The 13,423-nt window shown below is 54.6% G+C and carries 13 protein-coding genes; 6 read left to right on the forward strand and 7 right to left on the reverse strand.

The features are described from left to right. Nucleotides 1-22: 22 nt before the first annotated feature. From FHS18_RS16705 to FHS18_RS16730, 6 genes are all read right to left on the reverse strand, one after another. On the reverse strand, nt 23-985 hold the full coding sequence (locus tag FHS18_RS16705; protein WP_183601235.1) for an amidohydrolase family protein: 963 nt from the start codon (nt 983-985) through the stop codon (nt 23-25). Nucleotides 986-1,021: 36 nt separating this feature from the next. Continuing rightward, on the reverse strand, nt 1,022-1,978 hold the full coding sequence (locus tag FHS18_RS16710; RefSeq protein ID WP_183601236.1) for an amidohydrolase family protein: 957 nt from the start codon (nt 1,976-1,978) through the stop codon (nt 1,022-1,024). Between the two features lie 18 nt (nt 1,979-1,996). Continuing rightward, nucleotides 1,997-3,490: an ABC transporter substrate-binding protein gene (locus tag FHS18_RS16715; RefSeq protein ID WP_183601237.1), complete on the reverse strand. Its 1,494-nt coding sequence runs from the start codon at nt 3,488-3,490 to the stop codon at nt 1,997-1,999. A gap of 64 nt (nt 3,491-3,554) precedes the next feature. Then, the gene (locus tag FHS18_RS16720) at nt 3,555-4,436 is read right to left on the reverse strand and encodes a carbohydrate ABC transporter permease (RefSeq protein ID WP_183601238.1); all 882 of its coding nucleotides are present in this window, start codon (nt 4,434-4,436) and stop codon (nt 3,555-3,557) included. Between the two features lie 18 nt (nt 4,437-4,454). Further along, a complete protein-coding gene (locus FHS18_RS16725; protein WP_183601426.1) occupies nt 4,455-5,324 on the reverse strand; it encodes an ABC transporter permease in 870 nt (289 codons plus the stop codon). 487 nt (nt 5,325-5,811) lie between these two features. Next, nucleotides 5,812-6,336: a hypothetical protein gene (locus FHS18_RS16730; protein ID WP_183601239.1), complete on the reverse strand. Its 525-nt coding sequence runs from the start codon at nt 6,334-6,336 to the stop codon at nt 5,812-5,814. A 282-nt stretch (nt 6,337-6,618) separates the two neighbouring features. Between FHS18_RS16730 and FHS18_RS16735 the strand changes: the two genes are divergently transcribed. The 4 genes from FHS18_RS16735 (at nt 6,619) to FHS18_RS16750 (ending at nt 11,458) form a co-directional block, all read left to right on the forward strand. After that, a complete protein-coding gene (locus tag FHS18_RS16735) occupies nt 6,619-8,259 on the forward strand; it encodes a helix-turn-helix domain-containing protein (RefSeq protein WP_183601240.1) in 1,641 nt (546 codons plus the stop codon). A gap of 251 nt (nt 8,260-8,510) precedes the next feature. Beyond that, nucleotides 8,511-9,446 carry a FecCD family ABC transporter permease gene (locus tag FHS18_RS16740; RefSeq protein ID WP_246427726.1) on the forward strand — a complete coding sequence of 312 codons (936 nt, stop codon included), beginning with the start codon at nt 8,511-8,513 and terminating at the stop codon, nt 9,444-9,446. Between the two features lie 16 nt (nt 9,447-9,462). Continuing rightward, nucleotides 9,463-10,470 carry a FecCD family ABC transporter permease gene (locus FHS18_RS16745; protein WP_183601427.1) on the forward strand — a complete coding sequence of 336 codons (1,008 nt, stop codon included), beginning with the start codon at nt 9,463-9,465 and terminating at the stop codon, nt 10,468-10,470. A gap of 16 nt (nt 10,471-10,486) precedes the next feature. Beyond that, nucleotides 10,487-11,458, forward strand: a complete 972-nt coding sequence (locus FHS18_RS16750; RefSeq protein ID WP_183601242.1) for an ABC transporter substrate-binding protein — start codon at nt 10,487-10,489, stop codon at nt 11,456-11,458. Nucleotides 11,459-11,586: 128 nt separating this feature from the next. Here the strand turns inward: FHS18_RS16750 and FHS18_RS16755 are convergent, their stop codons facing one another. Continuing rightward, nucleotides 11,587-12,078, reverse strand: a complete 492-nt coding sequence (locus FHS18_RS16755; protein ID WP_183601243.1) for an SMI1/KNR4 family protein — start codon at nt 12,076-12,078, stop codon at nt 11,587-11,589. 201 nt (nt 12,079-12,279) lie between these two features. On the opposite strand from FHS18_RS16755, the gene FHS18_RS16760 reads away from it, so the two are divergent. Both FHS18_RS16760 and FHS18_RS16765 read left to right on the forward strand, forming a co-directional pair. After that, nucleotides 12,280-12,558: an autorepressor SdpR family transcription factor gene (locus tag FHS18_RS16760; RefSeq protein WP_183601244.1), complete on the forward strand. Its 279-nt coding sequence runs from the start codon at nt 12,280-12,282 to the stop codon at nt 12,556-12,558. Continuing rightward, nucleotides 12,555-13,196, forward strand: coding sequence for an SdpI family protein (locus FHS18_RS16765; RefSeq protein ID WP_183601245.1), 642 nt, complete (start codon nt 12,555-12,557; stop codon nt 13,194-13,196). The genes FHS18_RS16760 and FHS18_RS16765 overlap by 4 nt, the downstream gene beginning before the upstream one ends. The last annotated feature ends 227 nt before the right edge of the window (nt 13,197-13,423 follow it).

Raw genomic sequence — 13,423 nt, forward strand, 5'->3', positions numbered from 1 at the left:
CGTCATGCTCTTACTGCATATGCTATCGGGCGACCAGCACCTGCTGCAGCCGCGGGAACAGCTTTAACGCGTTGCCGTAGGCAACCGCCTTGACGCTCTCTTCCCCAAGCTCCGCATAATCGTTGAATAAGGCGTCAACCTGTTGGTTGATAATGTTCTGCGACGGGAAGGGAAGGTCGGTCCCGAATAACGTCTGGGTAGGCGATATGAGCTTGGGCAGCGGGCCGAGGTTGACCGCCGTGTCGAAGTATAATCGGTCGAGCTTGGCCATCTGGGCTGCTATCTCCTCTTTGGAAGACTCGACCCGCAGGAACTGATTGACGTCCTCGGCCAAGACCGTAATGGCGATACGCCACTTAATATACGGCACCATGCCCCCGGTGTGCGGGATAATGAAGTTGATATTCGGGAACCGGTCGAAGATGCGGTGAACGGCCATCGACGTTACGTTCCTCGTCGTATCGAAGGTACCTTCCAGCAGTGCGGGCGACAGACCAGCAGGACGTTCCGGAATGAGGATCGGATGGATGAGGACCGTTGCGCTGCGCCGATCCAGCTCGGACAGTAATTCGTGATAGATCGGATCGCTTAAGTATTTGCCTTGGTTGCTGGATTGGAAGGCAACGCCATCCAGACCTAGCGTATCCAGCGCATAGACGGCTTCGTTCACTGCCGCATCTTCGCTAAGCATCGGCAAGGTGGCGAATGCGCCGAACTTGGTTGGATACGATTGGATCAGCTCGGCAAAGTACTCGTTCATCGCCCGCACAAGCGAGATCGCTTCGACTGGCGGGACGAATTCGGGTGTGCCCGGAGAGGACAACACGCCAATCGCGATGCCGGATAATTCCATATGTTCGACATGCTGCTCCGGCGTCCAATTGGCGAACACGGGCGGCGGCGCAACGTTCAATTGCTTCATTCGGTCCTTCACGGGCGGCGAGAGGATGTGGGTATGGGTGTCAATGACGGGAAACATCGGCATCGGTCAATCACTCCTTGACGAATGTAGTTGCCTAGATTAGATGAGCTGAGACTGGAACAACGTCGCCAGACGGGGGAACAGACGGAAGGCATTCTCGTACGCGATCGCTCGGACATTGGCTTCGTCGAGACGAACCGCTTCGGCGAATACGGATTCCCGCTGCATCCTCAGAATGCTGTCGGCAGGCCACGGTATGTCCGCGCCGAACAAGATCCGGCTCGGCTCAACTAATTTCTGAATCGTGCCCAGATTAAGGGTGGAGTCGTAATAGAGATTGTCCAGCTTCGCCATTTCTTCCTCGAACAGCTCGGTTGTCGCCTCCGCTTGGATGGAGTCCTGCCCGATCACCGCAAGCGCGATCCGCCACTTGATATACGGTATCATCCCGCCGGTATGCGGAAGGATGAACCGGATCGAAGGGTACCGGTCGAAGATGCGATGGACGGCCATCGTCGTGACGGCCCGCGTCGTATCGAAGGTGCCTTCCAGCAGCGCCGGATTTAGCCCAGCGATCTTCTCTTTGATCAGAATCGGATGCAGGAAGACGACTGCGCTACGTTTGTCGAGCTCCGCCAGCAGCTCCGCATAATCCGGATCGGTCAGATACTTGCCCTGATAACTCGTCAGCAGCGCGACCCCGTCGAGCTTCAACGTATCCAGCGCATAGATCGTTTCCTCCAGTGATGCGGCGGCATCCGGCATCGGCAAGGTCGCAAAGGCGCCGTAACGCTGAGGGTACAGCTGGACATACGAGGCAAGTTCTTCATTCATTTGGCGCGCTAAGGCATTCGCTGACGGTTGGTCAATGAATGTGAGATCGGAAGGCGCGGAGAGGAAGGAGAACGAGATGTCGGCGATGTCCATCTTCTCCATGCCGCGCTCTGGTGACCACTTCGGGAAGAAGCTTGGGATCTCGATGCCAAGCTCGCGCTGTTTGGCCTGCATGGCCGTCGAAATAATATGATGATGCACGTCAATAATGGGATAACGCATTGGTCTAACCACCTTTTTCTATTTGGTATCCAGCCATTCGTCCAGCTGTTTTTGCTTCTCGGCAACGATCTTCTCGATTCCGGCCTGCTTCAGCTTCTCCCTATAAACTGCCAGTTCAGCAGGATCGGAGATTCCGGTCTGGAACCCGGCATCATATTGGTTCTGCACGTTCGTAACGGACGCGATCTGCGCTTTCACCGGGTTGATGTCGAAGCTGAAGCCCATTGCCCTTGATTTCACCGCGCTTTCGTTCAGCGCTTGCAGCTGCTTCCAGATATCCGGGGCGTTCCCCGTCCACACATACGACAAGAAATTGTTGCCGACGGCGTACTGGTTCGAATCGTAACCCGTACGTTCCACGCCCTCCGGCTTGGCGATCAAACCGTCAGTCGACTTAACGTAATGCTTGCCTTCGATGCCGTTCGTGAAGAGATTGATGACCGCTTCGTCCGTGTAGAGAAGATCGAGCACTTGAATGGCCTTCTCCGGATTCTCGCTATTGCGGGCAAGCGACATCATATTGGAGGCGACGCTGTTGCGCGTCATATAGGACGATTCGAGCGGAACGCATACCAGCTCGGCGCCGGCTGCGACCGATTCCGTGTAGCAGTCGTTAATGTTGCGGATGAACGAGAACGCCTTGCCGGCCTTGATCAGGCTGGAGCCGGTCTCCTGGGTCGTGGCGATGTCTTTGTTGAAATAGCCTTTGTCAAACCACTGCTTCATCAGCGCGGCCATATTGGCGAATGCGTCCGTTGCCGTGATTTCTTCTACCGCATAATCCGTACCCTCGAATTCGAGGACGCCGGGAGCCGTACCGAGCGGGTCGAAATACAGCATCGCGGTGCCCGGAGTTTCCTGCGCCGTATAGCTGACCATCGGGGCTACGCCGGGTTCCTTGTCCTTGATTACCTGCAGGACGGAGTCGGCATCGGACCATGTCTTCAGCCCGGTCGTATCGATCCCGTGTTTGTCGAGCAGATCTTTGCGCATGACTAGGCTAGGGGACAGCGCCCATGCTTTCATGCTCGGGATGCCATACGTCTCGCCTTTGATCTTGCCGGCTTCCGCAGTAGCCTCAGGAACGGTCTCCAAGATTCCCTTGCCGGATGCCGCAAGCGGTTCATCCATGGGGAGCAGCTGTCCGCGGCTGACCTGCGATTCGAATCCGAACCAGACGCTAGTGTAGGCCAGATCCAATTTTTCGCTTCCGGATAGCATGAGGTTCAGCTGGTTGGCGTAATTGGAGCCGTTAACCGGGACCAGCTTCACCGTAGCTCCGACTTTCTCTGCCGTTATGGCGCTGATGGCGTCTTGCACGGCTTGCACGTCGGTCACGTCTCCGAAAGCCGGATACGTCATCACCACCTCGTACGTCTTATTTGGCGCGGATTGGTTGCCCCCACCGTTTGACTTCGGCTCTCCCTCGGCGTTCCCGCAAGCAGCCAGCCCAATGGCTGCGGCTAACAGGATCGTGGCACTCTTGGCTGGTGTTGTCCATTTCATTCCCATTTCATATGCCTCCCTATCTATATTTGCAAAAATGCTTAAAACCGAAGGTTGAACTTAAGGCTGCCTAGCCTTTGACCGCGCCGATCGTTAGTCCTTTGACGAAGTATTTCTGGAAGAACGGATACGCGGCGATCAGAGGCAGTACGCCGATGACGGCAATCGCCATGCGCACCGTGCTGATCGGCACCGACGTTGCGGCGGCTGCCTGGCCGGACAGATTGTTCTGTTGCAAATACTGAACGTCGGCCAGCATCCGGTTCAACAGATTCTGAATGCTGAACAGCGTGCCGTCATTGATGAAGATGAGGCCGTTATACCAGTCGTTCCAGTACGAGATCAGCAGCATCAGTCCGATCGTAGCCAGGCCGGGGAGCGCAAGCGGCATGACGATTCTGTAGTAGATCGTCAGTTCGTTGGCGCCGTCCACATAGGCCGACTCCACGACTTCGCCCGGAATCGAGAGCGAGAAGAAGCTGCGCATGAGCAGAATGAAGAAGCCGTTCGTCAGCAGATTAGGCAGCAGCAGCGCCCAAATCGTGTCTTTCATATGCAGCAGGTCGGTGTAGACGAGATAGAAGGGAACGAGACCGCCCTGGAACAGCAGCGTGAAGAAGACGAAGAACGAGATGAACGATCGGAAGGGCAGGATGTTTCTGGACAACGGGTAGGCGATTAAGGTTGTAATGAGAAGGCCCAGCGTGGTTCCGACCACTGTGATGAACGCCGTAATGCCGTAGGATCGCATAATCATGACCGAATTACTGAACAGGTAGGCATAGGCGTCGAGACTGAAACGCTCCGGAATGAGGGCATATCCGTGCTCGATGATCGCTTGCTCGTCCGTGAATGACGCGGCCACGAGCAGCAGGAAAGGGAACAGTGCCGCGATGCTCATCGCTACGAATGCTGCATGAACGGCAAAGACGTACACCGGGTTTGATTTCATGATGGCGGGCTCCTTTCCTCAGAACAAAGCCAGATCGCGATTTTTGCGTCGTACCAACGCATTGGTGAACAAGACTAGCGCAAAACCGACGACCGACTGATACAACCCGGCGGCGGAGGACATGCCGAAATCGCCGAATGTCATGAGGCCGCGATAGACATAGGTGTCGATGACATCCGTGGTCGGCTGCAGCGCGCCGGAATTAAGCGGGACCTGATAGAACAAACCGAAGTCGGAGCTGAAAATACGGCCAATGGCAAGGAGAGTCATAATCGTGATGGTGGGCGTGATGAGAGGGATGGTAATGCTGCGAATTTGCCGCCATTTGGACGCTCCGTCCAGCATGGCCGATTCATAATATTCCTGATTGATCCCGACAATGGCAGCCAGATAGACGATGCAGGAGTAGCCGACCGTCTTCCATAGATGCACGAGCGTCAGAATGTAAGGCCATTTGCCTGCATCCGAGTACCACGACACCGGATCGAGGCCGAGGAGAGGGAGCACGTAACGGTTCATATAGCCGTTCTCTTCATTGAGCAGGGCCAGCACCAGGTAAGCGACGATGACCATCGAGATGAGATAAGGCAGCAGAATAATGCTCTGATACAGCCGGGAGAAAAACCGGTTCTTTACTTCGTTCAACAAGATAGCGACGAAGATGGCTATGACCGTGCCGAGGATAATGAATGCGCCGTTGTAGAGAATCGTGTTTCTCGTAATGACCCAGGCATCCTGCGTCTGGAACAAGTAGGCGAAATTATCGAAGCCAATCCAGTCGCTCTGCCAGATGCCTTTGGCGAAATTAATATCCTTGAACGCGATGACGATCCCGAACATGGGCAAATAATTGTTGATGAACAAATATAGCATGCCCGGCACGACCATGGCCAGCAGCATCCAATGCCGCCTCACATAGGATAGCCGTTTGTTCAAGGCACGGGTGCGAACCTTGCGGGTCCTCCATTCCTTGGGCATGTCGGCCGTTTGTATGGCTCTATCCCCCATTCTTCCAACCCCTCTCTGCTTAATAGCAACCACCATCTTGTTAGTTTTAATAACATTTCGTGATAGTATTTAAAAGATAAACCATTTGTTGTGGAATGTCATTGGATTTATGATCTAAAGATAAAGGCCGTTTTTGGATGGAAAATCCAAATACAGCCTCATTTTGCGAGATAAACGTTATGTTTTCTAACACAATTAAAAAGACACATCAGGACAATTACGGAGGGATCGGGAAGAGGGAGAAGTATAGTAAGCATTTAGGAATGAGGAGCAGGGATGGAGAAGTAAGGGCAAGAGGGCATGGACAAGTAGGCATAGAGAAGCGGGCATGGATGAAGGCAAAGGAAAAACCATGTCCCGCATTGTTCTATGCTAGGGATATCAAGGCAGCTTCTCTGGCTGCATTGTGGGCGAGTCTATGGAAGCTATTATTTCTCTTATGCTTGCTCATATATTTGATCTGAACGTCCAGATGAGGGAACAGGCGATGTAGCTCGGCTAAAGAGGCCAATAGCTGGTCTCTTGCTTGTTCGTCATGCGGATGCGCAAAACGGTCTTGCGTTAATAGTCGCGCGATACGGCTGCAATCGGTGTAGATAACGGCGATTTTCGGTTGATGCTTCGATAGAGCGGCCGCAAGTGTTCGTAGACTAAGATCGACGGCCGACATTTCGCCGTAGATCGAGCCTTGATCCTGCTTGAGCGGCAGCGGCGTGGCCGTTACGCTAACCGTTCGATTATAGACAACGCAACAAGCCGCCCCATAAACGTTGCGGGAAGCGAATCCGGCATAATCGCAGTACAGGAACATCGTTCCTTTATTGAGAAGCGTCTGTCTTAAGCTGGGACTCGCGAGCGCCTTCTCGATGATGGGGTCCTTGGTCAGTTCCATGAGCGTATCTCCTATCCGTAGATCGTAACGGGTGCAAATGCATATGCCATAAGGATAAACCGACGGGCTTATGAATAAACCTGTCCCTCTCAAGGAACGCCGGTTGCTAGCAGCTTCACTGTAGTCGTACCGATCCCGGAAGAGCATCGTATGATGAGCATGAACGTAGCTTGCCGCTTGGCAAAGTGTCTAGTAATAGAGGAAAGGATGGATAGCTTTCTTTTACACTGGCAGCTGCTATAATATATTGAGAATAGTTCTCATCGGGTGGAGGCAAAAACAATGAAACACATAGATGGCGGAGCGGCTCCTTTCTTGGAGGGAATCTTACCGCAGATCCAGTCGTTCAAGACGATTGCCGCGGAGTCAGAACGGATACTGGAAGGGGATACGATGTCGTCGCATACGCTGCTTCTCATCACGAAGGCGAAAGGCGAGCTCATTATCGAGGACAAGCCATTCTTGCTGTCGGGCAAGTCGGCATGGCTGCTGTTGCCGGGCATGAGGGTGGAGGTCGCCGCGAGTCCGGGGAGAACGATTAAACTCTATCGACTATCCTTTGATCTCTATCGCGAGAGCAGTCATTCGGCGGAACGCAAAATCTTCGAGCTCGAACGGTCATTTCCCGTACACGGCTTGCTGGGGGCGGATCTGAGCGTGCTGCAGCGGCTAATTCTCCGTTTCGAAAGCGCATATACGGCGGGCGGCCATTTCTTGCAGCAGCATGTGCTTATGGAGCTGCTCGCTGAGGTGTTGAATAGCGAACGATCGCCGGAGCTGCCTGCGGCGATCGGACAGCCGATCGAGCTGACGATCCGATTCATGCAGGAATCGTATCAGACGGATATTAAACTGGAGAAGCTCGCCGAGCTGGCCGGTATGCACCCGTCCTACTACTCGCAGCTGTTCAAGCAGCGGATGAACAAAAGCCCGATCGAGTTTCTCACGCAGCTGCGCATGAATAAAGCAAAAGAGCTGTTGCTCGTGTCAGGCCCTTCGGTACGCGAGGTTGCCAGCCAAGTAGGCTACCAGGACGAGTTTTATTTTAGCCGCAGATTCAAGGAGAACAGCGGCGTCGCCCCTACGCATTATTTGAAGCGGAAGGTGCCGAACGTCATTTCGCTGTCATTCCCTTATACGGATCATCTATTCGCGCTTGGGGTGACCCCGTGCGCTGCACAGATTCATCCGCTGCTGCCTCCGGTGGCCAAATCGCTGAAACTGCCGTTCCACGCCTATGAAACTTGGGAGATCGGAAGGCAAGCCTTTCTTTCGGTTAAGCCGGATCTTGTTCTGTGCAAAGCCAACGTATTGCACAAGGCGCAGGAGCATATCGGCGACGTCGCCCCGATCATCGCGGTTCCTTGGAAAGAGCTGGACTTGTTCGGGCATATGAAGGCCATTGCCGAATTGCTCGGCCGAGAAAAGGCAGCCCGGGACTGGATAAGTCAGTATGAGGCCAAGGCGGATCAGGCTCGCGGCATCGTACAAGCGGCGATCGGCAGCGCGTCGGTTACCGTTTTGCGGATCATGCCTGGAGCGCAACGCATCTATGCGGCCCGCAATATCGGACATGTCTTCTACCGGGCGTTACAGCTTCCCGCACCGGCGGCCCTGCAGTCGGAGCTGGACCGGCACGAACCAGGGACGGGTCTGACGTGGCTTCCGGCTTCGCTCGATGAACTTGGCAATTATGAGTCGGATTATCTGCTCCTCGCCGCCGCTTCGGAAGAGGATGCGAAGACGTTCATGGTTGCGGCAGTCGGCCATGAAGCTTGGCTCAAGCATCCGGCCGTGCGCGCGAACCGGGTTCGGCAGATCGATTGGGCGAATTGGATGATTTATGCGCCGAATGCGATTCTTCATCAGCTTGGAGAGGCTGTGCAGATGCTTGCCGGGAAGCGTTACGATCCGCTAATCTAAAGAAAATGCATGGCTTACGACCTTAAAATATGTCATGGACGGCCCGTGAAACGGGCCTTTATAATTGCTTCTATTGATAATGATTATCAATGGATTACTCCTTATCGATTGGAAAGGATGAGAAGGACTTATCCATGAAAACGAACCCGGAACGACAACCAGCCGGCGAATCCAAGCTCGTCCACACCGGTAAGAGCGTGCTATTATTCGGAATCCTCGCCGCCGTATCGGCCTTCGTTCTGATACTGGCCATGTTCCTGGCCGTCTCGTTCGGCGCGAAGGAGCTAACGCTTGGGACCGTATGGACAGCAGTCTTCCGATATGACGCTTCCTTGACCACGCATCAGATCATTCACGGACTGAGGCTGCCCCGCGTCCTCGCCGCCGCATTGGTCGGCGCGGCTTTCGCCGTTGCCGGCGCGCTCATGCAAGGCGTCACTCGCAACCCGCTTGCCGATCCGGGGATACTGGGCGTTAATGCCGGAGCTATGTTGATCGTCGCGGTCAGCTTTGCCTTCTATCCGAACTTGCCTTATTCGGCATTAATCGTGCTCGCCTTCTCGGGGGCTGTACTCAGCACGATTGTCATTTTCCTGCTAGCCTCGAACGGCCCCGGGATGCTTACGCCAATGCGGCTGACGGTGGCAGGGGCCGTCGTCGCGGCACTGCTTCATTCGCTGACGACGGGCATCGCGATTTACTTTGACCTGAGTCAAGATTTGGCGTATTGGTATGCAGGCGGCGTTGCCGGCGTCAAATGGTTCCAGATCAAGCTGCTGGCCCCGGTGATTCTTGTGACCATTATCTGGGCACTCGCGCTTGGCCGGCCGGTTTCGCTTATGGCCTTGGGCGACGAAGTAGCGGCGAACCTCGGCGTGAAGACGAAGCGGATCCGGCTGTTAGCTATGGCTGCTGCCTTGCTGCTGGCCGGAACCGCGGTATCCGCTGTTGGACCGATCGGGTTCATCGGCCTCGTCATCCCGCACATCGCTCGTAAGCTCGTCGGAACAGACTACCGGTTCATTATCCCGATTAGCGCTCTGCTCGGAGCCGTGCTGCTTGTGATTGCCGATCTGGCCGCAAGAACCATTGATCCGCCGAAGGAGCTGGCGATCGGAGTTATGGTCGCCCTTGTCGGTGTGCCGTTCTTCCTCTATTTGGCGCGCAGTCAAAGGAGGGGGACGTAACATGCAGCTTCATGCAATGTCTCGGAGCAAGCGGGCAGCAGTCGTCGCCGCGGTTATTGCCCTTCTTATCGTGGGGATTATGATGATCAGCTTGAATACGGGTTCGTTCCGCCTCTCTCCCTATGCGGTTGCTCGAACGCTTGTGGGACTTGGCAACGCGGATGAACGGCTCGTGCTGTTCGAGTACCGAATGCCGCGCATGCTCGTTGCGATGCTTGCCGGACTTGGCCTTGGGGTAGCGGGCGCAATCTTGCAAGGGTTGTCACGCAACTCGCTGGCCGATCCGGGCGTGATCGGGCTGAATGCGGGAGCGGCTTTCGGCCTGATCGCCTTTATGAGCTTCTTTCCGTCCTTGGAGGGATTGCCGTCCCTCTTCATTCCGCTCTTTACGTTCGGGGGCGGGCTGCTTGCGGCGGGAATCGTCGTCTTGCTCGCATACGAACGCAACAAAGGCGTGCTGCCTATGCAGCTGCTGCTGATCGGCATCGCCGTGTCAGCCGGTTTCAGCGCATTGACGTTGTTCTTCTCGCTGCGTCTGGACGAGGATACGTACGCCTTCGCCGCGAGATGGCTGGCTGGTACTATCTGGGGACGGGACTGGATTCATGTGGCAGCGCTCGTGCCCTGGATTGCCGTGCTTGTTCCGTTTACGATCACCCGATCGAAATCGCTTGACGCGTTCGCGTTCGGCGACGAGATCGCGATCGGCATCGGCACATCGCTGCACCGTAATCGGCTGGTTCTGCTCGGCGTGGCCGTCGCGTTATCCTGCGCCAGCGTCTCCATGGCCGGCGGAATCGGATTTATCGGCCTTATCGCGCCGCAGCTCGCACGCCGGCTTGTCGGACCGATGCATCGGCATTTGCTGCCCGTCTCGGGACTCGTCGGCATGGCCGTGTTGGCGGCAGCCGATACGATCGGGCGGTCCTTGTTCCAACCGATCGCGATCCCGGCCGGCGTCGTGGTCGCCTCGATAAGCGCGCCTTATTTTCTCTATGTGCTCAAAAAAACGAAATCGATATAAACCAAAGGAGAACACCATGAAGAAAACAACTTTAGTCATCATGAGCCTTATCTTGCTGCTGGTTCTAGCTGCCTGCGGGCAGACGGGCGAGAAGACGAATAACGGTTCCAACACCACAGCTGCATCTAGCGAAACCGATGCCCAAGCCGACCAGTCGGCTGCCGACACGGCCGCGGATGCCAGCGGCGAAGCTGCCGCGCCGCGCATCGCTTCGATCTCGATTCATGTGACGAGTCATCTGCTGGCGCTCGGCATAACGCCGGTAGGTTCCGTCGTAGGCGGCGGTCTGCAGGATTTCTTGCCCCAGACAAAGGAGCAGCTGCAGAGTACGAAGAAGCTCGGCACGCTCGCCGAACCGGATATGGAAGCTATATTGGCGCTTAAGCCAGACGTCATCTACGTAGATAAAGGCAATTCGCAGGACTACATCGACGATCTTATGAAAATCGCGCCGGTGGAGGCGTTCGACCTCGATGAAGGCACTTGGCGCGATACGCTGCGGGCAATCGCCAAGCTGGTGAACAAAGAACAAGAGGCGGAGCAATACATCAGCGATTATAAAGCGCAAGAGGAACGCGTGAAGGCGCTGATTGACGCGGAGATCGGCGAGAACAGCAAGGTGATGGCGATCCGCGTCACGGAGAAGGAACTTCGCGTGTTCGGCATGAAACGGCCGATGGGGCCGCTCTTGTTCGAAGACCTGCAGCTGACGCCTGCTGCTGGCGTAGACCAAATCAACAAAGCGTACGAGGCTATCTCGCAGGAGGTGCTGCCGGACTATGACGCCGATGCCATCTTCGTCGTCGTGAACAGCGAAGAAAAAGCGCAGCAGCTATTTGATCAGTTGGAAGAGAATCCGATCTGGCAAGGCCTGAAGGCCGTGAAGAACAAGCATGTCTATGTCGTCGCCGATCAGCCGTGGCTGGACTATTCCTCCCTCGGCGCCAAAATGGCGCTGGACGAGGCGGAAGCGATGTTCGGCAAGTAGGGGCAATCTATCGAATATCCGCTTAGAAAACAAACTCCCTTGCCTGGAACGGCATAGGGAGTTTTTGCATCACGAAAGGTTAGCCATAACCGATGATGGCTATTAGCGATCAGATCAAATCGTCTACGTTAGTCATCGCCGAGGGACGTCAGCGACTTTAAGAACGACTCGAAATTATCGACGACTTCGATAGGCTCATATCCGATCGCGGCCGTTTGGCCTTCCTCCGCGATCTCCTCCCACAATTCACCGATATTGATAATCCTGGGCTCATTATTCGTGAGGACGCTGTAATCAAAGTAATACGTGGAGCCGAAAGGGCAATCTCCGAAACCAATGAGATGCTCAGGAATCCCGTCGTCTAATCGGCGCTGATACCAATCGAGTATGTAGAAAGGGCTGTCTTCGCTGAAACTAAAAAGACTGGAGAACATCAGATCTCCTCCATTCTTTAGTTGAACTACGTTTTGCTCAGGGCTTCCTCCGTTATAACGCAATATCGTCTCTACATAAGATGGAGGGAAAACGACCCCTAACGTGATCGCAATATCTTGGATTTCCTCCAATGTCACTTTTCTCTCATCGTGGCAATTCCACGTCACGCCATATTGATCCGGCATTCTTCCGATAACGCCCCTTCCTTATGAAATGCAACCTCGATATCTATCGGTTGATCCATTTCCACAATAATTGCTATTCTACTTGAAAATGACAACAATCGATAGAGGGAGAGGATATCCATCCCTTGACAGTCGAGAAACATGCGGCTATGCTTAATTATAGATTTAGTTAATTAACTAATTATCTAAAGGGAGATAACCATGGTCAATACCGTATTCAAAGCGCTGTCGGATCCGACGCGACGGACGATTCTCGATTTGCTGAGGGAGCAGGATATGACCGCCGGCGACATCGCCGATCACTTCGATATATCCAAGCCGAGCATCTCCCAGCATCTGACGCTGCTGAAGCAGGCGGATCTCGTCTCCAGCAAGCGTGACGGGCAGCATATCGTCTATTCGCTCAATCTGACGGTGTTCAACGAGCTGCTGAAGTGGATTCTGCAATTCCAATCGAGTAAAGGGAGTGAACCGCAATGAAAACGATGAAGTTCCCGCTGCTGCTGATCGCGGCCGCCATAATCTTAAGCTTGGCCTTCTATTCCAGCATGCCGGATCAAATGGCCATTCACTGGAATGCCCATGGCGAACCGGATCGCTATGCTTCGAAAGGTATCGCCCTCTTCTTGCCGCCCGTCATCATGGGCGCTCTGCTCGCCGCCATGATCCTCTCTTCGAGAATGGACCCGAACCAAGCCAATATTCAATCGTTCCGGAGCGGGATTGGCATCATCCGGATCGTGCTGCTCGCCGTACTGCTCGGCATTCATATGATCAGCATCGCCCACGGGCTTGGTTATGCGATCGACGTCATGGTCGCCGCCCCGGTATGCGTCGGAGTCCTCTTCATGGTCATCGGCAATTATATGCCGACGATTCGTCCCAATTATACGATCGGCATCCGGAACCGGTGGACGCTCACGAACGACAAGGTGTGGAAGCTTACGCATCAAACAAGCGCGCGTTGGTTCGTCGGCGCCGGTCTGCTGATGCTCCTCACGCCGTTTCTTGGTTATCCGTGGCACGTGATCGCATTGCTGCTGCTGGCATTCGGCGCAACGATCGTATCGGTGCTCCTTTCTTACAGATACGCGCAGATGGAACATTCGAGCAAGTAGACGCTCACGAGGATGAGCGGAAGGCAGTTACGGCATGAGCGACAAGCCCTTTCCACCCGGAAGGGCTTGTTCTGTTTGAACCAGATTGCCCCTGAATCGCGTATGAACGATCTGTGACCGGATTCCTTATCGAATCCAGATTCCGTATAATTATCGCAATGGATACCTGCATGATACAGATTAACCTGACGCTTCCAGTTGGTCATTGGGAAGCCCATGGATAAAGG

Origin of the sequence: Paenibacillus phyllosphaerae, assembly GCF_014192105.1 — a bacterium.
Taxonomy (GTDB): Bacteria; Bacillota; Bacilli; order Paenibacillales; family Paenibacillaceae; genus Paenibacillus_Z; species Paenibacillus_Z phyllosphaerae.